This window comes from Paenibacillus kribbensis, assembly GCF_001705305.1.
Taxonomy (GTDB): Bacteria; Bacillota; Bacilli; order Paenibacillales; family Paenibacillaceae; genus Paenibacillus; species Paenibacillus kribbensis_B.
Window position 1 is genome coordinate 74,786 of record NZ_MCBP01000001.1, and the last position, 24,441, is coordinate 99,226.

Annotated in this window: 20 protein-coding genes; 3 read left to right on the plus strand and 17 right to left on the minus strand. The window is 48.6% G+C overall.

The annotated features are described in order from the left end of the window. Positions 1-12: 12 nt before the first annotated feature. From BAZ21_RS00330 to BAZ21_RS00350, 5 genes are read right to left on the minus strand one after another with little or no spacing between them, the layout of a single operon-like run. The gene (locus tag BAZ21_RS00330) at positions 13-666 is read right to left on the minus strand and encodes a beta-mannanase (RefSeq protein WP_068496116.1); all 654 of its coding nucleotides are present in this window, start codon (positions 664-666) and stop codon (positions 13-15) included. 17 nt (positions 667-683) lie between these two features. Continuing rightward, positions 684-1,973 carry a vWA domain-containing protein gene (locus BAZ21_RS00335; protein WP_068496117.1) on the minus strand — a complete coding sequence of 430 codons (1,290 nt, stop codon included), beginning with the start codon at positions 1,971-1,973 and terminating at the stop codon, positions 684-686. A 46-nt stretch (positions 1,974-2,019) separates the two neighbouring features. Then, on the minus strand, positions 2,020-4,386 hold the full coding sequence (locus tag BAZ21_RS00340; RefSeq protein WP_068496118.1) for a transcription initiation factor TFIID: 2,367 nt from the start codon (positions 4,384-4,386) through the stop codon (positions 2,020-2,022). A gap of 3 nt (positions 4,387-4,389) precedes the next feature. Next, positions 4,390-7,779, minus strand: coding sequence for a tubulin-like doman-containing protein (locus tag BAZ21_RS00345; RefSeq protein WP_068496119.1), 3,390 nt, complete (start codon positions 7,777-7,779; stop codon positions 4,390-4,392). 24 nt (positions 7,780-7,803) lie between these two features. Then, positions 7,804-9,606: a vWA domain-containing protein gene (locus tag BAZ21_RS00350; RefSeq protein ID WP_068496120.1), complete on the minus strand. Its 1,803-nt coding sequence runs from the start codon at positions 9,604-9,606 to the stop codon at positions 7,804-7,806. A 317-nt stretch (positions 9,607-9,923) separates the two neighbouring features. On the opposite strand from BAZ21_RS00350, the gene BAZ21_RS28765 reads away from it, so the two are divergent. Then, positions 9,924-10,076 carry a hypothetical protein gene (locus tag BAZ21_RS28765; RefSeq protein WP_176718079.1) on the plus strand — a complete coding sequence of 51 codons (153 nt, stop codon included), beginning with the start codon at positions 9,924-9,926 and terminating at the stop codon, positions 10,074-10,076. Beyond that, complete coding sequence (locus tag BAZ21_RS00355; RefSeq protein WP_068496121.1) at positions 10,069-10,986, plus strand: hypothetical protein; 918 nt, start codon at positions 10,069-10,071, stop codon at positions 10,984-10,986. Before BAZ21_RS28765 ends, BAZ21_RS00355 begins: the two co-directional genes overlap by 8 nt. 153 nt (positions 10,987-11,139) lie before the next feature. Here BAZ21_RS00355 and BAZ21_RS00360 read toward each other — a convergent pair whose 3' ends face one another. Further along, positions 11,140-13,908 carry a carboxylesterase family protein gene (locus tag BAZ21_RS00360; RefSeq protein ID WP_068496122.1) on the minus strand — a complete coding sequence of 923 codons (2,769 nt, stop codon included), beginning with the start codon at positions 13,906-13,908 and terminating at the stop codon, positions 11,140-11,142. A 308-nt stretch (positions 13,909-14,216) separates the two neighbouring features. Between BAZ21_RS00360 and BAZ21_RS00365 the strand changes: the two genes are divergently transcribed. Then, entirely contained in the window at positions 14,217-14,429 is a 213-nt protein-coding gene (locus BAZ21_RS00365) for a hypothetical protein (RefSeq protein WP_068496123.1), read from the plus strand. Positions 14,430-14,534: 105 nt separating this feature from the next. Here BAZ21_RS00365 and BAZ21_RS00370 read toward each other — a convergent pair whose 3' ends face one another. The 11 genes from BAZ21_RS00370 to alsE form a co-directional block, all read right to left on the minus strand. Continuing rightward, positions 14,535-14,873 carry a hypothetical protein gene (locus tag BAZ21_RS00370; RefSeq protein ID WP_068496124.1) on the minus strand — a complete coding sequence of 113 codons (339 nt, stop codon included), beginning with the start codon at positions 14,871-14,873 and terminating at the stop codon, positions 14,535-14,537. Between the two features lie 118 nt (positions 14,874-14,991). Next, entirely contained in the window at positions 14,992-16,128 is a 1,137-nt protein-coding gene (locus BAZ21_RS00375) for a bifunctional cystathionine gamma-lyase/homocysteine desulfhydrase (RefSeq protein WP_068496125.1), read from the minus strand. Position 16,129: 1 nt separating this feature from the next. Further along, positions 16,130-17,053, minus strand: a complete 924-nt coding sequence (locus tag BAZ21_RS00380; protein ID WP_068496126.1) for a PLP-dependent cysteine synthase family protein — start codon at positions 17,051-17,053, stop codon at positions 16,130-16,132. Positions 17,054-17,361: 308 nt separating this feature from the next. Next, positions 17,362-17,877 carry an RpiB/LacA/LacB family sugar-phosphate isomerase gene (locus tag BAZ21_RS00385; protein WP_068496127.1) on the minus strand — a complete coding sequence of 172 codons (516 nt, stop codon included), beginning with the start codon at positions 17,875-17,877 and terminating at the stop codon, positions 17,362-17,364. 1 nt (position 17,878) lies between these two features. After that, positions 17,879-18,319 (minus strand): galactose-6-phosphate isomerase subunit LacA, encoded by a 441-nt coding sequence (gene lacA / locus BAZ21_RS00390; protein ID WP_068496128.1) that lies wholly within the window; start codon positions 18,317-18,319, stop codon positions 17,879-17,881. Between the two features lie 33 nt (positions 18,320-18,352). Then, entirely contained in the window at positions 18,353-19,615 is a 1,263-nt protein-coding gene (locus tag BAZ21_RS00395; protein ID WP_068496129.1) for a PTS ascorbate transporter subunit IIC, read from the minus strand. Between the two features lie 23 nt (positions 19,616-19,638). Then, a complete protein-coding gene (locus BAZ21_RS00400; RefSeq protein ID WP_068496130.1) occupies positions 19,639-19,911 on the minus strand; it encodes a PTS sugar transporter subunit IIB in 273 nt (90 codons plus the stop codon). Continuing rightward, entirely contained in the window at positions 19,908-20,369 is a 462-nt protein-coding gene (locus BAZ21_RS00405) for a PTS sugar transporter subunit IIA (protein WP_068496131.1), read from the minus strand. The genes BAZ21_RS00400 and BAZ21_RS00405 overlap by 4 nt, the downstream gene beginning before the upstream one ends. 187 nt (positions 20,370-20,556) lie before the next feature. Continuing rightward, positions 20,557-21,492 (minus strand): allose kinase, encoded by a 936-nt coding sequence (gene alsK / locus BAZ21_RS00410; protein ID WP_068496132.1) that lies wholly within the window; start codon positions 21,490-21,492, stop codon positions 20,557-20,559. A gap of 108 nt (positions 21,493-21,600) precedes the next feature. Beyond that, positions 21,601-23,715 carry a BglG family transcription antiterminator gene (locus tag BAZ21_RS00415; RefSeq protein ID WP_068496133.1) on the minus strand — a complete coding sequence of 705 codons (2,115 nt, stop codon included), beginning with the start codon at positions 23,713-23,715 and terminating at the stop codon, positions 21,601-21,603. Between the two features lie 24 nt (positions 23,716-23,739). Then, positions 23,740-24,426 (minus strand): D-allulose 6-phosphate 3-epimerase, encoded by a 687-nt coding sequence (gene alsE / locus BAZ21_RS00420; protein WP_068496134.1) that lies wholly within the window; start codon positions 24,424-24,426, stop codon positions 23,740-23,742. Positions 24,427-24,441 lie beyond the last annotated feature (15 nt).

The window sequence follows — 24,441 nt, forward strand, 5'->3', positions numbered from 1 at the left end:
TGCGGCCTCCTTTCATTCAGGAACTAATTCATATATCGTGCCATATTTCTGACCATCCGTAAAAAATAACCGTACATATTCATCTCCGCCCACTTCAATCGTGGGTAAAACATTCCGGCCCGCGGCAAAAGGTGCCGTGAACGGGTACAAGGTTCCATCCTCACGGTCGGCCGGGTAACCTCCACGTTTCTTCACGTAGCAAAGTGCCTGCTGCGGAACAGGAACCTCGGCAGTAACCTGAATCTGAACTGTTTTGCGGCTGCGAAACCAGCCTTTTTTATGTTGAATCGCATATCTGATTTTAGCTCTACCCGTGCTCAGCTCCAGCTGGTTGGCTCCGTCTTGTTGACAAATCACAAAAGTGTCGCCATCCTCACGCACAGCCGGATACACGGTATAGCGCACGCGTCCAAACCCTTCAACCCGGTCACGGTAGCTGCCTGCTGCCTTATATTCCTCACGCGTAAATAGCTTCAGGCTTGAAAAAGGTGGTAAACCTCTACCCTCATTCTGCCCTCCTGCACTCGGATCAGATGATTCCTTCGCAATATATACCACGGTCGCGCCTTCAGGCCACTGCCAGCGAAGCACAACTCGGTTGTCGTCCATTTTGTAGCTCAGCTCCGAAATGACAGGATCACCAGGCTGTGCATCCCTATACTGCATAAATTTCAGCCCCCGTTCTAAAATCCACTGCTGCGTCGATTGCGCTGCGGGGCTTCCGGTGCTCCCCTTCGCCGGCCTGACGGTCCACTTGGGCTTCCTCCACCGGAAGATCGGCGCGTATGTTCCGCAATCGGAAGAACAAGCGAAAAGACAGCGATAAGAGCAGCCAGCACAAGCGCTGCCACCAAACGGATCATCAGATCACCGATCGATGAGCCCGACAGCCCCTTTTCCAAAATGAAACCGGCAAGCAATCCGGCAGGGACTCCGCCAATCGCAAAATTCCGTGCCAGAAAGCGGTTATCGAACATCAGTCCAAGAGCCAATCCCAGCAGTACTCCGATAATGACCAGAGCCGTTACGCGATAAATGGCAAAATACAGACTGTCCGCATATTCACCTGTCCGCTCCGTTACCAGTGTGCGATCACCAATTTTATCATAAATTTTACCAAATGCTTGAGCAAGGCCCTGGGCGTTGGCTACATTCGAATAAGTTCCGCCTGTCAGACCAGCAATATTTTGCAATAAAGCTATCCCTTTCGATTCAGCCAGTTTCAGGCCGATGGTATTAATCGGAATCTGGCGGGCGATAAAAGGAGCCAATGCTGTCTGGGTATCCAGCTCGCTAAAGCCGTCAGACAGCATAATAACGAGCGAACCTTTATTGGCGTTGCCCTGGTTTTCAATCTCCTTGATCGTCTCGTCCAATGCAAGTCTAATTTCTGTGCTGGCGGACTTTATGGTATGCATACTATCAATTTTGGCATAAACCGCCTGCTTTTCTGCCTCCGTCCCAATTGGAGTAAACGGCTGAACCAATTGCGCATTGGATTCAAAGGAAACAATGGCCACCCGTTTGTCTCCATTCATTTGTCCAATCAGGCTCTTGGCAGCCGACAGCCGTTCATTACCAGGATCTGTATCCTGCATACTCCCGGAATTATCAATCACAAGCACCAGGTCCTGGACACTTTTGCGACCCTCCGGGTTTACCTGATAGCCCAGCTCCAGCAGCAGACCTGCCACGAACAGCATCACCAGTGTAGCAGGCACCAGCAGCTTCCAGGACAGCCCTGAGTAGCGTTGCCGCCACGAAGGCCCGTTTAACTGTGGTGAAATCAATTCGCCGATAAGACATCCCAGACCAATGCATAGCGCCAAGATACCAAAATACAGCCCAATCACAACAATATGCGGCCAGTGTCCTATCCATTTGTGAAGAATAATCTCTCCTACAATGAAGCCCACTACAGCGCCCAGCAAGCCGAACAGCAGCAGGAGAACATTAAATTTACGCTGCTTCATAAGAATCGTTGCTTCCTTCCATCATTAAAGTAGGATTAACAAGTGGCTACCGCAATTCCGGCAACCGATCCGCGGCGATTCCGTGAAACTCAAAACCGTTCGCGGTATATGTCTCATAATACGTCTTGCCGTTGCGATACACCATCAGATCCTCCAGATGGAAGCCACCCATCAAATGCAGCTTTTCCACCCCGCTGCTGCGACGCTCATGTACAAACCCCAGCTTGTAAATACGCGAGGTAATGTCCACGTCCAGCGCGTAAGGAAGAAATTCGCCCTCGTAGTCACCAAAGAAATACTTTTCTTCATACCGATGCTCATGGGTATAGTCCAGCAAGCGCACGTTAATTCCGCCATGCTCCTCTAATGTTTGGTACAGCTTTTTAAACAGCTCATCCTTTGGAACGACCAGCCGATTTTCATATGCAGCGGCTACATTGGCACGCCGTAGCAACTCCTCTTCGAATGTCTGATTAAACGGCTGTGAGCTAAGGATCATGGCACGGCAGGTCTGTGTAAGTCGATCCACTAGTAGGGACAGACCTCCGTCCAGCAATCCGGACACAGGCCCCATATGACGGGTATCAAAAAATACAGATTTCCCCCGTTTGGTTTCCAGCTCGTGCATGACATCCTCTGTTACACGCTCGTAATACTCGAACAGGTTTTGCCCCGTGTAGCTGTCAGCCTGGCGAATACTGTCCGCTGCGGCTTGATGCAGTTCACGCTCCAGGCTGGCAAGCTGTACCGTAATATGCTTCGCCTGTGCATGCCATTTTTCAAGCGCCAGCTCATAGCGGCGCAATAGCTCCAGATCCGCTTGAATCCGCAGCATGTGCAGCTTATGACCGTAGACTGTCTCAGTCAGGTAACGGATCAGGCTGCGCACATTATGCTTATCCATGAGCGGTAGCCGTTGAAAGGGCTGATCCTCCACTCGGCCGCTATAGAGAGTATCCAGCTCGGCAGCACTAACCTGCAAATCATTGGACGTATCACGAATCAGTCCCCGGATAGCCGTAAGCACATTTCCCGGTTTATTTTCATCCGTCCAATCCGCCAGCTCGAATAGGCCGATTTCGGGATGCTCCTTGGCAGCTGTGTTCACAGCCATCTGCAGATGTAATTCCGCCTGAAAATCGCCCAGACGTTTGTGTACGATCCGTTCACAGTTATCACGGAAAAAGGCTTCACAGCCCTGACCAAACAAGGCTTCTTCCGCCTCACGTAAGGTCATTCGCTTCAACGATCCATAACTGGCTCCACTCGTCATCAGCGCGCCCATGTCTGTAATCGCATCATTCCCAGGCACAAGCTCATTGCGCGTACGCCCGCGCTCGGCAGCATCCAAGCCAAAATAAGTCAGCTTATCGCGTACGTCCCATTCCCGCTCCGTTCTCATACGTGCCAGCAGCTTCACATAAAAATGATACAGCACCGTCAGCGCAATCGACTGGTTGGGGCGCTTGACCCGGGAAAATCCGGCCGACACATAGCCCTGCCGCCCGGATTCCGTCATAATATTGTTCTTAAACGATGTATTGTTGTAGCCCCCATCCTGTGGCCGATAGAAATCTCCTGCCTGATAACGGTTTTTGAGGAGCTGAATGTGACAAATGATGTCGCAGCTCTCGCGCAGGCTATTAGGCACCGTTATGCCGCGCTCGTTCTTGTCGGACAGCACATAAACAAGATCGAACAACGGCGATGGAGCATGGAATACCGGGATGGTCAATTTGTCCTCGGTCATATGGAGCGACGCGGTAAACGTATACTCCGGGCTCTGGATATAGTCCAGTTCCCGCATAAAAGCAACGGACGTTGCACTACGGTAGCCGAATTGGGCAGCCTGATCGCCTTCACTCACCAGCACATACAAATCCAGCTGTACGGACTTGAAGGATTGCGCAAAAATATATTCCGCCAACAGCGTAATTTCGGGAACCAATACATTCATCGGATCATCGGCTGTCGTCAAGATCGACAAATGGACACGCTCGAACGAGGAATACAACCGACCGTAATCCGCTAAGTGCCCACTTGCACGGCGCAATGCGGTGTTAAGTTCAATCAACTGCGATTCATGTGTATAAAAAGCCTGATGCAAATCACGGCGTATCGTTTGGTGACTGCTATCCTCCGGTACTGCCACCGTATGCATGATGACATCCATAGAACGATCAACAGCCGTCTGCTCTTCCTGCGAACAGATCTGAATATACGTTACCCCTGTGCTGTTATCCCACTTGGTCCGGTTGATATCTGCAATGGTGTTTATCACCGATCCCATACCGTCACCGATAAAAAGAAACACGGACGGGAAATGGATGCTGCTGCGTCCATCCCCGCTTCCGATTAATTGGTCCTCTGCGGCTGCATAGTCAGCCGCATAACGCAACAGCTGCTCTCTCATACTTTACTTCAACTTTCTGCGAATGTCGTTTAATTTACCGGCCATTTGAGCATAAAACGCATAAAGCTCAGCTCCATTAGCCAGTTCCACCTTTTCATACTCCAATTGATTACGGGCTTCTGTAAAGGTCGCAGCGAGTTCATCCAGCTTCGTCAGCAATGGTGTAATATCCTCCGATGAAGTCAACACAGCATCACGGCGATCCGCTTTACGCATCAGGGCTGCAAGTTTCTTCTCTTCCAGACCACGGAAGTTTGTAAACACTTCAAACTCCACATAATTACGACTCTTCATAACGTTGGCAAACGGCTCCCAAGCCTCTTCCTCTTCGTCACGATCATAGACGTACAAAGCGCCTTTCTTCGTAATCGTGTCGGTATAGAGAACCTGGATGAATTGATCCAGCCATTTTTCCTCATCCTGATATTTGCCCAGCAAAGCCTCCAATTCCGCAGCCTTTGCTTCGATTTCAGTATATTTCGACAGCTCATCACGAACCACCTGTGTTAACTCTGGTGAACGGATCAGGTTTTCCTTGGCCATTTCTTCATTGATGCTGCCAAAGATGTCTTTGCTCCCCGTCTGCTCCAGTCCTTCAGCCAGTAGACGCTTCAGCTCAGACCATGCTCTCTTCACCTCACCCAGATTTGGCTTGGATTCCTGCAAACGCATATCGTAGCCTGCCAACAGCGCATTCAGATCCAGCGCGCGTGAACGCAGCACGGTAAAGCGGCTGCTCGTATTCTGATCGACATCCTTCTCACGGATAACACCAAGTGACTTCGCATGGTCGAAGTCATTTCGGATACGGGCATTGTAAGCCTGCACACGCGGATTGACATAGGTTTCGCCCCATGATTTTTCAGGAATTGGCGAAGGCAGATTGGTCCAGTTGTTCTGACCTGTCTGTACCAAATGGCGGCCAATCCCTTCGCGGTCAAGAATCGTTTTTTCATAGCTTTCTTCATATACTTTGAGCGGCGTATATACAAACAGCGGTACGCCATTGCGCGTATTGAGCCAGAAAATACGGTTACGGACTTCACTCTCTTTAATGGTAAAATGCGATTTGCCAATCGCATTATTTTGATAATTGCGAACACCCTTCAAAATGTTAGGTGACTGAACAGGTACCGATACAAATCCCCATGACGGGAAGTACAAATTACCCGAGCTGTTGCTCAGATGGAAGACAGGTACAGCCTCCTCATCCAGCTTGCTCGCAATGTAGCGCTCCACAAATTTTTCAATCGCTTCATCCTGCCCGTATTTCATGACGAGGAAATCCTCCATGGAACGGGTAATGAGATCACCGAATTTATCAGTTAGGAAATTGGAGATGGAGCTGATGATGTCCATATCCTGATCCTTCACCCACTGATCTGAATTTTCCAGCAATTCCTGAGCAAAATCACGAATCAAATCATCACCGTTACGCTTATCCAGCAGCTTGGTCACGACTTCAGAAATATCCGGGACGCTTACCAGATTCCAATAGTACGTTTTGTTGCCTTTATGATCGGACTGTTCCTCGCCATTGATCAGCAGGTCGCCGTTTTTCTCGAAAATGGCACTCAGTGCGTTCAAAATTTCAGTAAATACATTATAAATGCGGTTGTTTTCCTTATTTAGCAGGTCATACAGGTCTTCATAAAATTCAATAAGCTGCTCTGTACGCTCCACATCGGCCCGAAGCCAATATTCGTTGATTTTTGCTTCAATATACGCATTTTTCTTTTTATCCTTGGACACAAACGCGCTCTTGGCATCGCCCAGCTTTTCATTCGCCTGCTCCCGCGCCCATTCAATATCCGTAGGAATACGGTGCAGAGATTCACGCAACGTCTCGATGTAAGAAAGCAGCATTTTCAGCAAGCTGAATCCTTTTTCCGTATAAATCATACGAGATACATAGAACGGTCCTTGCTCGGGATGCAGAAACATCCGGCGAATCTGATCCGTAAACTGCCCGGTAATATCGCCTGGAAGCTGTTTCTTTGCTTTAATATATTCTTCACGGGCACGTGTCAGGAATGTTTGCTCCAGCTCGGTGTCCATATTGACAACTTGCATTTTCACAACATTGCTATAGCTTAGTCGTTCACTATTTTCAAAGCCGGGCAGCGGCTCAGGTACACGGGATTCAAAGTTTTTGATCATGCTATCCAGATCAACACCCAACTTGCGGGCAAGCTTCTCTACATCCTCCTGATTCGGCGATTGCTCGAACATTTTGGACATTTTACCAAACATCCGGTAAGCCAGATACGTGGTCATTTCCTCCATAGGCAACACTGCCGAGGAAGCCCCGATAATATTGTAATCGTAGTTTGCAGGATAAGTCTTATTCATTTGTGCAATGTTCGTACGAATGTTGCTGATATAGTCATGAATGGCGAACTCTTCGCCCGACTGTTTTTCCTCACTCGCCATAAAGTTGGTGATGTTCTCGGCGGTGACATTCATGCAATAATCATAAGCATTTTCCAGCAGCTTGCCTTCCGTATTCGTGGCCGAAATAAGGTGACACAGATTAAACGGCGGCAGCGGCGAGTTTACGGTCAAAATGTTACCGTACTGCTGCTTAAAGCGTTCGCCGCGGCTGTCCACATTCATCCAGTAGTCCAGCTCTTTCAGCGCGGCATAGCCATTCTTTTTAATATATTCACGTGTATGCTCGCTCAGGCTTTTGTTGGCCAGGTTAATATCCGGTGTAAATAGATAACCTAATGTATTCACTCGGTCTATACCTGCGGAGCCGTAGTCACGTTCAATAATTCCCCGGACGATATAGGAGATATCGAGGAAGGTACCACTCCCTGTACCGCCGGACAAACCGGACAGCAGGAATACCATCAGCTTCTTGTTGGTGCCTTCCGACAGGGTTTTGATTTTTTTGTCAATGCTTTGTACGACCTGATTGATTTTGGTGAACAGCAGCAGGCGTCCAGCCTGACGTACCCCTGCGGCTCCGTTCATTCCATCCGTAATGCTCAGCTCGGGAGACAGCCAGTCGGTAATGTACGGCTCCAGAATGCTGCGATTTTGCAGCAATCCGCCGATTTCAGCATTGGACAGCAGTACAAACTCATTGATCGGGTCCAAACCAATCCCTTTGTATTTTTTGTTGCGGTCTTGTTCATTCGTTTCAAAAGCGAGAAATTCCACATTGTCCGGCTTTTCGCTCTTTTTCTTGGAAATCGGATCTGCCGGCAGCTTGAATCTGCGGTTAATTTGATATTTCAAGCGAAGGAGGGCATCAATCCCCGTACCTCCAAGTCCGATAATTAATATAGGATTATCAATGGTATCTACTCTGATCTTGTCGCTTACGATTCCCCCACCGAGTGAAACGTCTAATTGCTGGATATGCTCTCTAACTACGGGTTTCATAGATTTGACCTCCTAAGGGTTCGTTTAGCTGTTCACTGAAATGAATTCCAGTAAAATGGTTTTGTCCACACTAGCCAGCGGGATCGTCAGACGATCGCCGTTTTTCAGTTCAAGACCGCTGCCTGTGTCTACAGCGCGCCCGGATTTTTCAATCGTAATCTCCGGGGTGCTGCGCACCATGATACGATCCTGGTTGGCTGGCGTGAACACCACCTTGTCGGTTCCGGCAAATTCCGGTGCCAGTTGCAGCAACTGGTGCAGATTGAATTTGCCCCGGAAGGTGTTCAGCTTCTTGTATTGCGGATACGTTTTTTCACCGGTATTTTCATCCCGGATTTCCAGTACAATTTGGCCGACAAAGCCACGATTGGCTTTTTTGACAGCCTTCCAGATGAAAAATGCAGCAACCAGCAGAACAAGCAGTCCCAGCCCTGCAAGAATGAGTGGCAGCAGTTTGGACTTTTCGGCAGGTGCTGCCGCTTGAGCTGTGCCTGTATTCGTGCCACTGCCCGCCCCTGCTTTAGCACTGATGGTTATGGGCTGGGTTTCACGGTAAAAGCTCTTCTCCTCTGCTCTGACGGTCAGTTCATAATCATGCTCATCCGGAATCGTGTAGGAGCCGGTAAAAGCATCCCCTGCATTGGTTAGCGGCACCTCATTCGTTGTTCCGGAATCCAGGTCCTTGACCTTCAGAACAGCATTCATATTCGCATACAATTCCTGATCCTGAAACTGCTGGTTATTACTCGTCAGATAAGAACGAATTTGCACCGTGTCACCTTTTTTGTACGATTTGGCAGGCGGTGCGTCCAGCTTCAACTCCAAATCATAGTTAAATACCAGGTTAATATCAATCTGATCCTGCTGGACTCCCTTGACCTGGAGCTTCCAGTCGCCAGCTACAGGCTTGAGCAGTTTGATCAGCGAGTAGCTTTTCGACTTGGACAACAATACATCGCTCGAAGGAATCGGCTTGGTGTTGCCCGACGGATCTACCAGTCTTGCATCCACCGGTTTCGAGGACATAATCGAAATGTTGGCCTCCAGCACGCTATCGTTCGGTACGGTTACCGTAACATCCTGATAGTTGCCGTTAGCCGTAATGGACTGCAAGGGCACAACCTTCAATTTCAAATTGCTGGCGAAAATTTCACTCAAAATGTTCGGCAGATCATCCGCCGAGCTTGTAATAAAGGACTTGCCGCCCGTTTGCTGCGCAATGTCGGCGAGCTTGTTTTTATTCAGCTTTCCGTCTGCATTCAACCCGATGGTATAGATCGGAACACCGCTATTTTTAGCTTCGGCTACAGCCTTCGCCATATCCTGTTCGGACTGGCTTTCGGTTCTGCCTGTCGTTTTATTAAAATCGTTGTTGCCATCGGCCAGCATAACGATCATAGGCGCATGTCCGGCTGTTTTGCCATCCTGCAAAATGCGAATCGCTTCCTTGACGCCTACGGAGGTGTCAGTATACGCCCCCCGGTTCAGCCCGTCAATAAACGCCTTCAATTCCTGCTTATCCGCCTCAGACGTGATGTTAAGCAAGGCTTTTTCGCGCTGTACAACATCCGTATATGCTACGATTCCAACCTTGTCATTTTGCGTCGACAGCATATCAATAAACATTTTCATGGCTTCATTGCCAATTTTCCCAGGATCACTGGTGTTCATGGAATTACTTACATCGACGACCAGCACCGCATCTACCTTGGAGGCAGAGGGTGAAGCGGCATTCGCCGTCTGCGGCTGCCATGCCGAAATCGAAGTCATGATCATTGCAAATATGATTCCGATGACCAAAAACCATTTTCTGTCTCTACTAAACATCGCTTTGTACCCCTTTGCCGGTTAATTCTCATTCTAGAAACTTCTCACTCTAAATTACAGTTGTACTCCCCTACTATTAAATTATAATGAGTTTTACATGAGCGCCAGCTGAAAATACTGCCTGAAACGTCTTAATGTCGCCAAGAAGCGTGCTATACCGCGAGATTTTACCAATATCCTGCAGTAATGATATAATTATACCCCAACCAGGGCAATCGGGCACCAGCCTTCTCCTTTATACGACAAAAATGACAGCAGCGAAACCTGCCCATGTAAAATATCGAAGTCAAAATCCAAGCAGAAAGAGGAAGTACACTATGATCTCATACGGATGTCTGGCGATTTTGTTTCTTTTTGTCGCCGTTAAATTAATCATTTACTATATACATAAAAAACGTGCTCCGTTGATTGCGCAAATCGACACCGAGCTCCTGGCACTGCTGAACCGGAGAAGTGAGCGCAATGAATAGCTCCAAACAGGCTGTACAATTCCGTCCATTTACCCGCACAGAGCATGCCTTCCAAAAGCTGAGAATCTGCAAGCATTGCGGACAATTCACCGCCCTCTGGGAAGAAAAATGTACATCCTGCGATCGGGATACGCTGGTTCCTGTAGAGCAATACGCCAAGCTCAGTGCCAGACGTTATTTTCGCAATGACCTCGCCGTTGGCATCATGCTGTTGGCCGCTGCTGTCTTTTTTGGTCATTCAACGCAGCAAATGCTTCTGAGCGGTATTGTCGGTGCACTCCTCCTGCTGCCCTTGGTGCTTCTGCAGCAGCGTATTTATCCTCATGAAAAGCGCAGACAGCTTATACGCCTGTTCAGAGGACGTATAACTCAAATCCATGAGGGACTGGGTGTCAATCATAAAAACGCGGTTGCCCTGCGACAGCTCAGTGAGCGTGTCTCCTATGAGATGCTGCGTGAGATTGCTGTTCTCATACACAACGACCGGATAAGGCTCCAGCAGGTCGCCCTGCTGCAATCCTTTGTTCTGCGCAAAGATATGGAGTTGACCCTCGACCCTCTCCTGATCAAAAGCTTTGAGCCGCTTATGGTCAGATATATTGGAGAAATTGCCAGATTAAATCGTGAGCTGATCAAGGATCGGACATTCCGATATGTCACCTTTTATGAGCGTCGCATTCTGGAAATGGCAGGAGGCGAGGATATTCTCGTCCGCGTAGCCAATGCGGCTGTCCGCAAAAAGCGTTACGTGGTCACCCATGCCGCATTTATTTCCAGATATGTACGCAAGCTACCCAAGGAAAGAGTCCAACGATTATATCATATCATTCAGGAAAATCCGTTAGAACCCTTCGGAGACCTGGCCGATGAGGTGAAGATCATGTACCTGATGGAGCAGTATAAAAGCTGATCTGCTACAACGCCCTTCTATATATGACGTCATATCGATTACAAATCACTGCAATAAATCAGAAAAAAACCGTCAGGATCGCCAACGTGCCTCCGGACGGTTTTTTGATTTTGGACTTTTATAGGGTATATGTGACTAATTGGCTTGTCTTCTTTATTGGCCTTGCAGCTTGTGACACGCATGTTGATTGGATATAAAATTAAAAGCACGCACACCCTTGCTGTCATACACAATGATCTCCTTATTCAAATACGGGTGCAAACCGTTAAAATAGCCGGGCATGATCAGCTTGCGCATAAACAGGTTTTTGCCTAGCATCCGGGGTGAATTGGTCGCTACCACAAGCATTTGTCGGTATGCAGACCAAGGACTAGGCTGAATATATGACAGACAATATTCCCCTGCTATAAAATCACCGCCCAGTGTATACCCTTCCTCCGTACACACGAATTGCAAATTTTCCTGGTGTCGTTGAAGCAGCTCATGTCTGGTCAAGGCCGAAGTGATACAGATCACGTTACTGTCAGCCAGCTCTTCCTCCAAAATGTCATGAGCAGACACAACAGGATAATGAACACCGATATAGGGATTCCAAGTCGCTGTCCGCGGGCTGGCCAAGGCGTTCGCTGTCCGTTTCATCGCCTGCTCTTCCTCTGGTGTAGCATAGCTGGATGGAAGAACAATATGAAGACGCTCCATATAAACGTCAAGCACGCCCATACCGTGGCTCCGAGCATTTCTTCCTGCGCTTTTCACCCCACTTGTTTCCTGCTCGGTCTTTGTTTCTTTTGCAGAGCTTACATCGCTTCCTCTCCCCCGCTCAGCAATCAAACGGTATTCAGGCGAGGGGCGCTTCTGTGACTCCATTTTAACAAAGCGAAAGCGACTGTATTCCAGCAGATCCAACACGAAAATACGAGCTCCGATACGTACCTGGGCCAGCTCCAGAGCCATGACTTCATGGGAAAGATGAATGATAAATTCGTCAGCGTGGACGGCTGTAATGTCCAGTTCGCCTGTTGTGCTCATTTCACCGTGCAGCTCAGCATATTCCTCGTGTTCATCCATTTTCGCCAGCTCCAGCCAATAAGCACGATTATGTCTGCCCCGTTCTGTCCGGTAGGCTATGCGCTGAGGTGCGACATCTCTTTTCCATTGCATAAGCCAGCCCAGCACACCGTCCAGAAGCCTCAGTTCATGTGTGTCCCAGTGATTGGAGCAATGCTCCACCACACCTTTGAAATGGCTGGATGCAAGCTCAGTTTCAGGAGCCGTATAGGCCTGGTCAAACAGATAATCCTGCTCGCCAACAATGTTCAATACAGGCAAATTTGACAGATTCATTAGCTGCTTTGGATGCGGCGCACCTGCAATCACAGCAATAGCTGCAAAACGCGAAGGATACGCTTGTGCCATCGCCCAGGCAGCATATCCGCCGTTAGAATAACCCGTCAGATAGATTCGGTCTTCGTCCACCGGGTACGATTGCAGAATGACATCCAGCGCCTCCAGAAAAGCGGCTTCGCCAATATAACTGCCCAACGTTACGCCACGACACGAAAAAGTAACAAAGATCGCCTCTTCCTCCCAGTCCCGCCCGAAATCACGTTGCTGGAAATCCGGTAGACCCAGCTCATACCGTTTGCCCGGCATCAGGACAATCAAAGGATACTGTCGTTCTGCCGAAAAGCTTCCTGAAAGCTGTCCTCTGGGAAGCTGTATGGTATAGCGCTGTAAGCTGTTATCCAAGCGAGAGACAAAAAAGCTTTCGCCAATCCCGTCAGGAGACACAAAGATGTTTTGCTCCTGAAGTGAGAAAGAATGCTGAGACTGTTCGGCACATCCATATGTGAAAATTCGTTTTAATAGCTTGATATATTCACGCACAACCCGATAGTCCCAGATTTCAAAAGGATCTTCCGGCAAAGCCGTTAACCTTTTTAGTTCCTCCAGTAGACCTTCTATCTGTATTTTTCGGGCAGCTTTAAGAGCATCCCTGACGTGAGCCTGCTTGTAGTGGTCATACTCTTCCTGCAAACCCTGCACAACGGCAGACAAAGGACGTACAAGTACCGAGTACACAAAATGGTGCTCTCCTGCCTCATGATCGTGATATGCAACCGTAAAATGCAGCATCCCTGTGTTCCCGGTCATTTCCTCATCCCAGGCATACCTTTGCTCCTGCTCCCAGGTCGCTTGAAACCGATCCAGCTTCGTTCCCGCATCATCCGTTACCTCGATCCATACCGTTTGATCTGCAGGCAGATCTACGCGATCCTTACGCAGCAAGTAAAACGAGATCGGACTTTTTTCCCCCTCCCTCTCCGAACTTTTCTCAACCTCTAGCCAAGCCATATGAAAACGTATATTACGCTCTACAAATTCACGCTGCAGCTCTGTCACATCTGGATGATCGCATATCTGAGTTCCGCTAATACGAATAGAACGGGCTTCATCAGGAATAAACGCTGCGATGATGATCACTGTGTGATCGCCTTCCTCCATATGCAAGCGAAAAGGACCGGATTCCGCATAAACCAGTATGCCGTCTATCCAAATTTGTCCTGTCCCTTCAAACGGTCTGATAACGACTTCCTGTGCTGCCATACAACGAAGGTTGGAAACCAGCAAAAGCCTTTCTTGCTCGGCCAAAGGTGGGAAAACACCTAAATTCAGTTCCGCGTTCCGGGGGTCGAGCTCGGTTAATAATCGACAGGCTGCCTTTCCCCCGGCTGAAAGCTCCAACCCCTCTTCACATGCCTTCTCCAAATTCCAGTCCTCATGTGTGAAATAATTCGACCATTCCCTGCCCACACCGCAATTTTCCGGCAGCTCGACCGGACCGATTGCATAAGCAGACGTCAAACGAACCGGATGATCCGACAGCACAGTTGTTGCTTTTTCCAGATGCGTGAACCTCATAACATTCCCCCTCCAGGTTTTGGTTTCCTCGAAAGACGTAGCCTCGATATTCTTCCGAAAATTTTTCCGTTAACACTTAAAACAACTATATAAAACTATTCGTTATCATCTCTGTTTACTCCTCTGTTTTTCCAAAAAAAGAAGCTGTCTATAAACCAAAAAACGAAGAAAGCAGAGTGCTTCACTTCGTTATTAAAAATTTCTATATTTAAAATCCTATTTAAAGCTGACATGATTATTGCTAACTAGACTTGGTTATAATAAGTTTAGGTTGAACTTACTATATTCAAAACCAAGGAGGATGTAAAATGGAAAAAATGTGTATGGAAATGATGATGACCATGTGTATGGAAGACATGATGGCTAAAATGAAAAGCATGAAAATGTGCATGGAAAAGATGTCTGATATGGATATGATGGACATGAACATGGATATGATGATGACTAAAATGCAAGAATGCGACGAAATGATGACGATGATGATGAAAATGATGCGTGACATGAAGCAAACTTCAAAATAATTTAAGTATAAGTATCATTTCTTCAACTTATTTTCGTAAATTATTGGCATTGCAGTGTCAGCTGCATGCCTTTTTTGTCTGCTTATAACCTTCTATGCTGATGCTTTAAAAATGTGCGTAACTCGCTTGTATTTGCTTTTCCAGCTTGATTCGTTCCAACTTCAGCTCCCAAATCTGTTCGCTCCACGAGTTTCGCTCCACCGCGTTATTGCTATTCCGCAAAAGATCAAATAGCTCCAGCAGCCTGTCGTTAATCTGATCAAAATGCCGCCATAGCGCATTAATTTTAGAATCCCTGGTCTCCTTGCCGTTCTCCTGCAAATGATACTGCAAGGCTTCCTTGAGCTCTTGTTGCCACTTTATATCATTTAATTGTTTGGCATAGTTAAGAAGATCCAAATAGTCATCTACCTGCAGGTAACTATGTATTTTTGCCTGTTGCATATGTTCTCTCTCCTTATTTAATATCCTATTACCGAGTATTATACTCGGTTTTTAAGGAAAAGCAATATTTTTGGACAAAAAAAGAGGTAGCCTCAGCTACCTCTTGATCTTTACGCTTTTAGTCCTGCAATGCCGCCTGTAAATCCTCGATCAAATCCTCCAGATCTTCAATCCCCACCGAAATCCGCACCAAACCTTCGGTAATGCCCAGCTCTGCGCGGCGTTCTGCCGGAATAGAGGCATGGGTCATACGTGCTGGAACGCTGATCAGGCTTTCTACTGCTCCCAGGCTCTCAGCCAGCGTAAAATATTTCACTTTTTTCAGGAGTGCTACCGCATTGGCATCACTGCCCACATCAAAGGAAATAATGCCGCCAAAGCCATCGGCCTGTGTTTTGGACAGCTCATGCTGTGCGTGGCTTGCCAGCCCAGGGTAGTAAACCTTGCTGACCTTCGGATGTTTTTCCAAAAAGGCTGCGATTTCCTTCGCATTTTGCTCGATCGCTTCCATACGCAGACCCAATGTTTTGATACCACGGATCAATAGCCAGGAATCCTGCGGGCCGAGAATACCGCCAATGGCGTTTTGCAGAAAATGAAGCTGCTCGCCCAGCTCTTCACTGTTTACTACAGCCAAACCGGCTACAACATCGCTGTGTCCGCCCAAATATTTGGTCGCAGAGTGAATGACGATATCCGCTCCAAGCGTAATTGGCGTCTGCCAATAAGGAGTCGCAAATGTATTGTCCACAATCAACAAAAGCTCATGCTTTTTCACCAGCTCCGAAACTGCACGGATATCTGTAACCTTCAACAGCGGATTCGTTGGTGTTTCGACATACAATGCCTTCGTATTCGGACGGATTGCTTTGGAGATGGCCTCCAGATCCGTCGTATCCACGAATGTGGACTCAATCCCGATCCGACTGAGCACCTTGCTTACAATACGATAGGTGCCTCCGTATACATCATCGGTCAGCAATATATGGTCCCCTGCTTTAAACAAGGAAAATACCGCATGAATCGCTGCCATACCGGAACCGAAAGCAAAACCGCGTTTGCCTTCTTCCAGCTCCTTGATCAGCTCCTCCAGCGCAAACCGGGTCGGATTGCCTGTACGCGAATACTCGTATCCCTTATGAACGCCGATTTCCTCTTGCTCATAAGTACTTACCTGATAAATAGGAACGTTAACCGCGCCAGTATGAGGATCGGTAGGGAGCCCGCCGTGAATCAGTTTTGTTTTACGTTTCATTTTAAATCCCGCCTTCATATATTTTTTTGCTCAGATAACGTTCGCTGCTATCCGGGAAAATGGTAACAATATGTGCACCATCCGGTGCGCTCTCTGCTTCCAGTAAAGCGGCATGCAGGGCTGAACCGGAGGAACTGCCGACGAGAATCCCTTCACGCTCCGCCAGTTCCTTGACACGGTTGAACGCGTCCACGTCGCTAATGGTATGAATGGCATTAAAATAAACTGTATCCACAAACTCAGGAATCAATTCCATGCCGATTCCTTCCGTTTTATGCGGACCTGACTCGCCGCCATTCAAAATGGACCCTTCCGGCTCCACAATGACCGTTTTAATGGCTTCATTTTGCTCCTTAAGATAACGTGAGGTTCCCATAAATGTGCCCCCCGAGCCTGCTCCTGCCACAAATACGTCCACCTTACCATCCAGATCGTTCCAAATTTCAGGGCCCATTGTCGTATAATATGCCTCTGGATTATCCGGATTGCTGAATTGACGTGGCAAGTATGCATCTTTTATTTCCGCAGCCAATTCCTTCGTTTTCTCGATGGCTCCTTTCATCCCCTCACTTGTCGGGGTATGAACGATACGTGCACCTAACGCCCTCATCAGATCCTGTTTCTCTTGACTGAACTTTTCAGGCACAGCAAAAATGACCGAGATGTTATAATGAAGCGCCGCCATAGCCAGGCCGATGCCTGCGTTGCCTGCTGTTGCTTCAATTAAAGTCCCGCCTGGTTTCAGCTGACCTGTCTTCAAAGCTTTTTCAATAAGAGCCTTACCCACCCGATCCTTCACACTGCCGCCGGGATTCATAAACTCCAGCTTGGCAAACAGACGAATTCCTCGCGGAAGAGAATAGCTGTTCAACTCCACTAATGGAGTGCGTCCGATTAATTCAAGGGTGTTGCGATATACATTCATAATTTTCAAGCTCCTTTTAATAACGAACCCTAATAAACCAATGGTCAAAAAAATATCAGGGTATTGTCGGGAAATTTACTTCTTTATCCTAAAAACATAGTAATACGGTGTGTATATATGCAATAAGATTTTATGTATAATTGAAGCATTTGTCAAATCACTTAGGCTACCCATTGGACTTGATTGCTACAAAATATGACCGCGAATTCAAAATCGTTGCTTTGAAATTTGCAGTCGCTTTAACAATGTCCGCAACCAAGTCCTCCGGTCATTTTACGCGGTCAAACAGGAACTTGCGCCCGAATAGGTCAGCAATGGTATTCCCCTCGTTCCCATTTTGCCAGCAAATCATCAAAAAGGTGCTCATCGCTCGTTTGACCGTTATCCTGAATCATTGCATCAAGCTTCGCTATGCACATCCGGTTTTTCTCAGTCGGCACATAGGATGTATCCAAAAAAGCGTCAATCATGTCCTGGATCACGCCCCAGCCGACAACCATACCGCCGATGCCAAGCACATTGGCATTCAGCTCCCGGCGGGCATAGCGGACCGTATCGGTAGCGCTTGCAACAACAGCCCGAACGCCGGCTACCTTATTGGCCGCAATGCTAATGCCAATGCCGGAGCCGCATACGACGACGGCGAGATCGGACTCGCCTTTTGCCACACTGCCCGCCGCTCTCTTGCCGTAAATGGGATAATGCGTTCTTTCCTCGTTATAGGTGCCTTGGTCTATGACCTCATGCCCCTTTTGAGCAAGATAGGAATGCACCTTTTGTTTCAGATCGATCATAATATGGTCACAGCCTACGGATATTCTCATCTCAGACCTCCTCCCGAATCATGCGTTTCAGCATATCGACCCTGATTCGCTGCCGTCCGCCGTCAAAAGCTGAAGCGGTAAATGCATCTACAATGCGCAGCGCCAGCTGCTCCCCGATAACACCCGAGCCGAGAGCGATCATGGAGGAATTATTATGCTCTCTCGTCATATGCGCTGAGTACTCATCCGTAAGCGCTGCACAGACAATCCCCTTGACTTTATTCGCCGCCATGTAGGAGCCGACGCCGTAAAGATCGACCGCAATGCCGTAGTCGCCCTCGCCTGCGGCAACCGCCTCCGCTACCGTACGGGCCGCTTCCACGCAGTCCGTCGCTTCTCCAGCCGTCTTATCCGCAACCTCATGCCCTCCGGCAAGAAGATGAGCCTTCAGAGTTTCCTTCAATTGCAGACCGTCACGGTCCGAGCCGATTATAAATTTCATCCCTGACCTCCCATGTGAAAGTATTGAATATGCTTACATCATCCATCTGACAAGCAGCAGCACGATCAAGCCGACTACCCCAATATCACCATCCGAGAAAATAATATGCTGGAACCCGAGCGAACCGGCCAACAGCAGCAAAACCGCAGGCAGCAGTGTAGTAAGAATCCCGTTTGCGGCCCCGCCCAGCACCGCGCCCCTGACTCCTCCGGTCAGGTTCCCGTAGATGCCTGCGGTAGCTCCGGAGAAGAGATGAGCCGCGATCCCGGGAATAATAACGCTCATGCCGAATGCCGGCAGCAGAGGCATGAGCAGCAAGCCCGCCACCAGGCTGGACACGAAACCCAGCATGACCGCATTCGCTGCAAAGGGGAAAAAAGTAGGCGAATCGACGGCACTTTTACCTCCCGGGATAAATCTCGCCGCCAACCGCTGAACCGCCGGAGCCAGGTCATTAATCAACATACGGATTCCCGCGAATACGATGTAGACACCTGCGGCGAAGATTATCGCCTGTATGGCTGCGAATAGCACAGCGTTCATTCTATCGCTGTCGCTCGCTTCCCATGCGCTACCGCCTGCCGATAAGGAAACAGCGAGAAACAGCAGCAGCATCGTTAGCGTAACAGCGTTATTGGAGTCGCGAAAAAAAGCAATACTCGGCAGCCTGTAATTCTGCGCCGGTTTGGAGCGGTTCCCGCAGACTTTGCCGAGCCAGGCCGCGAGCAGGCTGCTGACCGCCCCATAGTAGCCAAGCGCGATGTCATCGCTGCCCGTCAGCCTTCTCGTGAAAGGATGGATGATTGCTGGCGAGAAGACCATTGCAAGTCCCAGCACAATCGAGCCAACCGCCACCGTTACGGCAAGCTTGGCACCGCTGGACGTCAATACTGCCGCCAGCGTGCAGGCCATATACAAGGTATGATGTCCGGTCAAAAATATATATTTGAACCGGGTGTACTTGGCCAGCAGGAGATTCACGAACGTGCCGAAAATCAGAATCAGCACGGTTTCGAGTGCAAACCGGTTGATGGCCAACGCAGCCATGGCATCGGTGTTCATAATGACTCCCTCGACCTTAAAGGCCGACCGGAATAACCGCCCGAACCAATCCAGCGAATAAAGCAGCAGCCGTCCCCCGGCAATCAGAATCACAAAACCCGTTATTGTCTTGATGACGCCGGAAATGATATCCGGCCATTGCTTCTTCTGCACCAGCAGAGCGGAGGCAGAAAGCAATCCGAACAAGAGAGCAGCCAGCACAAGGCGGTTGTCAATTCCAAAAAATGGTGTCATAATCCCTCCCCTGACGATTCTTCTCAGGCCTGCAAATGCTGCGCCAAGACACGCTTGATGGCGTTCAGGTCAAGCAGATTCGGTATGGCCGCTACCTGACGTGTTCCATCATCCAGCTGTCCTACAATATCTTCCGCACCCATGTACAGATCCGCGTGCTCCGATTTACTACTGCCCAAATCCGTGTGGGAGACTTCTGCCTCAAGACCTAATTCCCCCAGGGCACGCTTTACATTCATTTCGAGGATCAGGCTGCTTCCCAGACCGTTTCCGCAGACAACAAGTATTTTCTTCATGATATATTCTCCTTAATAGATGAGCCCAGGCAGGCGAGGATCTCGTGAACGGATTCCGCATGCAGCAGGGTCTCGATATGATTGGTATTTTCGAGCAACACGGCCAGTTCCGTTAATAATGTAATATGAGAGCTTTTGTCAGGCGCCGCCAGCACAAACAATAAATGCACCGTATGCCCTTCTCTTTCCGAAAAAGATATTCCCTCTTGTACCCGCAGCAGACTGATCGACATGTTCAGAACGCCATTCTCCGGCCTTGCATGCGGAATCGCCACCTTCGGTGTAATAATAATGTACGGTCCCAATTTCCTCACATTGTCAATCATCGCGTCCACATATTCCTCGGTGATAGCCCCTTGTTCGAGCAGTGGCGAGGAAGCGATTCGAATCGACTGCTCCCAGCCCTCCACCCTGTCCAGCAGCCCAATTCTGTCCGGTGTCAGCAGTTCGGTCAACATTCCGTATGGACTCCCCCCTTGTCTGGTCATCTGGTATATTTGATCCCGTTATCAGTATATAAGGTGCCACAGCTGCTAATAAGTCCAAATCCCCCGCACTTCTTTATGCAAAGATTGAACTAATAAAAGAAAAAAGAGGGCTATTTGCCAGTCTGGTCAGACCAGCGGAATAGACCTCTTCGTAATATCACTTTATAAGCGCCGGGGAATTCCCCCGCCAGGCGCGGTAACCGGCGCCGATGACTCCGGCCTCCTGGTTGTCCTTAGCATAAATATAGTTCAGTCCCTCGGCGGGAAATGGCTTGCGGGCGTGGCTGAATATTTTCGCCTCAAGCTCTTTTTTCGGAAATCCCGACATATGCAGTACGCCGCCGCCCAACACAATGTAATCCGGGTCCAGTATATTGATTTCAGTAGCTATCACCACCGCCACCGCTTCGAGAAAATCCTGGATAATCTCATGGCTCCCATACTTCACGAAAATATCCTCAAACGGAGTTCCGGCAAAATGAAGCTCATGCAGCTCGCGCAGCCGCTTGCCCGAGGCATACTGCTCTATGCAGCCCGGATTGCCGCAACTGCATAAATCCTGCCGCCCCAGCACAGGAACATGTCCCAGCTCTGCTGCCGAGCCATGCTTGCCAGCAATGAAGTGATCCTCGTAATAAATCGAGTTGCCGAAGCCGGTGCCAAGATAAAAGCCCACTACAATGCCTCGACGTTCCAGTTTATGCGCGACGATCTCTGTCAGCAGCAGAAAATTCACATCATTATCCAGATAAACAGGGATACCCAGCGCCGACTCCAGCGGATCAACCACATTCACCTGATTGAAGCCTTCAATATTCGGCGTTGAATATACGGTCTTCTTGTCTTTGCTGACCACGGATGGAAAACCGATGCCGATCCCCTTAATCTCAGCCTCCGGATGCTTTTGAATATAAGAAGTTATATAGTTCCGCAGATTATCCTGGGGCTCTCCTTCTGCATATAACAAACGGCTGCTCTCGATATGAAAATGGCGCAGCTCCCCCATCTCGGACAGTAGCCCGATACGAAAATTCGTTCCGCCAATATCGATTCCGATGGTGTATCCCCCTTGTATACGTTCATTGTTGTCCATACGCTAGCATCTCCCATCCGAATTGCCTTGAAACGCTGCGAGGTCTCTCCCGATCGCTCTCATACAAATGGCTCCTGTCTCTCTTGGTAGTATCTTAATTTGCTCTTTCTATACGGAATACCGCAGGATGATCTCCGTAATCTCCTCAGTAGATTGCGAGCGGAACAGCTTCTCAATGTTGCCTTCGTCGGTCAACAGAGAGGTGAGCTGGGACAAGGCTCTAAGATGGGTTTCATGATCCATCGCGGCCAGCGTAAAGATGAGCCGCACCTCGTGCTCCGGCTGCTCTGAAAAGGCTATTCCCTCCTTCAGTACCAGAAGGCTGATCCCCGTTTTATTAACGCCGGACAGCGGATCGGCATGTGGTACCGCTACAAGCGGCGCAATAATGATGTACGGCCCCCGCTGCTTCACATTCTCAACCATCGCCTCGACATAGGAATCAGCAATGGCCCCCTCCTTCAGCAAGGGCCAGGCCGCAGCAGCAATCCCGTCTTCCCAGCTATCTACGTGATCCATCCGTTGAATCCGGCTTGACGTCAACAGCTCGTTCAGCATCGGACGCGGCGCCTGATCGATTCGAATCCAGTCTTGGCGAGCCATATAATCCCGCAATTGCCCGTATAACTGTTCTTCATTGCGGATAAGGGCATGTTTGCGGATGATCTTGATCAATCCCTCAATAGATTGGCCTACATTGTCATAAGTCCCTAATTTGGCATAGATTTTCTTAAGCAGGTTGATCTTTTCAACATCGCTCAAAATCGGGCTTACGAGAAACACCTCATTGCCGCCGCTTCTAAGCGGTGAAGTGCTGAAAACAAAATCTGCCTGTGGCATGGCCGTCTCATAATCGCGGATGGCCATCGTTTCTATAAAGTCGATCATCGGAAAAAGCTCCTGTAGTTGCTTTTTCAGCATTTGCGACGTTCCAATACCGCTGGCGCAAACGACAACTGCCGTGACCCGCGACAGAAACAGGACTCCCTCTCTTTTCATCCATCCGCCGAAATGCATCGCAATAAAGGTTACCGCATCTTCGTCAAGATGTACGCCCGCTTCGATTTCGAAATGATGCACTACTTTTAAGGTGAATACGTAAACATCCTTATATTTATCCTGGATCATTTCTTTCAAGGGATTAGGAGCATCCAGATTATACTGAATCCGGTGATATGCGGATTGAAGATGTACGGTCAGCCCCTCCTCCAGCCCTGCGCGCTCCTGAAATACGATACAGGCCTGCTGCTGAAAATCATCAATCATCCGCCTCGCGATATCCCTGATTTTCTCATAGGAAGAGGAGTCTCTGCGGGATTGCTTCATTTCATGCAGCTTTGCGCCCCGCAGATGCATCGTTAAATAAAAGATTTCATCACTGGGAATGGGCAGATCCGACAGACGCTCCAGCGCAGGAACAACCGTCTTGCTGGCGGCGCTGAACGCAGCCGAATCCTTTAGTGTTTCTTGGAGACGAGCGTCCACCTTAACGTTTCGCCGCCGCAGCATTCTTCTAAGAAAATAAAATAGTTGAATGCTCAGATTCCGCAGCGTATCATCTGTAAACCGGATCTTGAGGGTACGCTCGTACAATGTCAATGACAAGTAAATGCTTTTCACCTGCTCGATCTCGAACAATCCGTAAGCGGGCTGCCGGTCCAGCTGAATGTCATCCGCGGTGAACAAGCTCTTGCTCCATTCCAGATCAACCGTTAACTGGGAAAGGTAATGAGTAAGCGCCTTGCGAATATTTTCTTCTGAGCCCTTCATGTAATAACCCGTATGCCGTTCACACAACAGCGTAGTCTGAAAATCATGCAGCTCACTTCTCAGCAGCTTGAGGTCCTCAATTGCCGTATTGCGGCTGACCCGCGTGCGGTTGATAAGATCTTCCAGTTGCACCCGCTTTTCCCGTCCGATAATATAGACTGCGATCAGCGCTTTGCGCTCCTTCTGTGAGTACTCATAATTCCATTGCTGGATATTGCTGAACTTGTCCGGTGCTTTTTTTCTTGTATCCTCATCGAGATGAAATCCTGCCGAGCGAACATAATAAACGGGAGAAAGCTTGTTGTCCTTCAGCCAATCATTGATTTTCTCGATGTCATAATATATCGTGCGTTTGGATACCTGAAAAGCAGAGGTAAGCTCATTTATGGAAATATGGGAGCTGGAACCAAGCAGCTTGGTCAATATATTGGAACTGCGCTCATCCAATGACATTTAACCACTCCCTTTACTAGGTATTCAGACTTCGGCGTTCACTTGGGAATTGAAATGCTCCATCATTTGGTCCCATGCCTTGTTCAGGTCGCTATCGAGGTTGAACAGTCCCGACGTTCCAACGATAAACACTTCGACTCCCGCCTCTTCCAGTATCTTGAATGTTTTTTCATTGCAAGAGCCGTCGATTTCAATCAGATAGTTATAGCCGTGCTTTTCCTTGAGCGCCTTCGCTTCACGAATCTTGTCAAGCACTTCCGGAATGAATTTCTGTCCGGCAAATCCCGGATCGACCGACATAAAGGTGATTTTGTCCAAATGGTGAATGTAGTGCTGGATGTGGCTAAGCGGTGTTGCCGGATTAAGCGCGATTCCCGCCTTGCAGCCGGTAGTCTTGATCGTATCAATCATACGAAAGGCTTCACTGTTAATGACCTCGGCGTGCGGACTGATGTAAGTGGCACCTGCATCAATAATCATTTTGATGAATTCGGAAGGCTTTTCGACCATCAAATGCACGTCCATCGGTATCGTTAAAGACCCGCGGATCTGCTCCATAAAATAGGGAGAGAGCGTAATGTTCTTGACATAGTGACCGTCCATAATGTCTATGTGCACCATATCCGCTCTTTGGTTCAGCACCTTGAGCTGGTTTTCAATATCCATCAGGTTCATACACATTAGGGATGGAGAAAATAAATGCTTTTTCATCGTTTTTTTCACTCC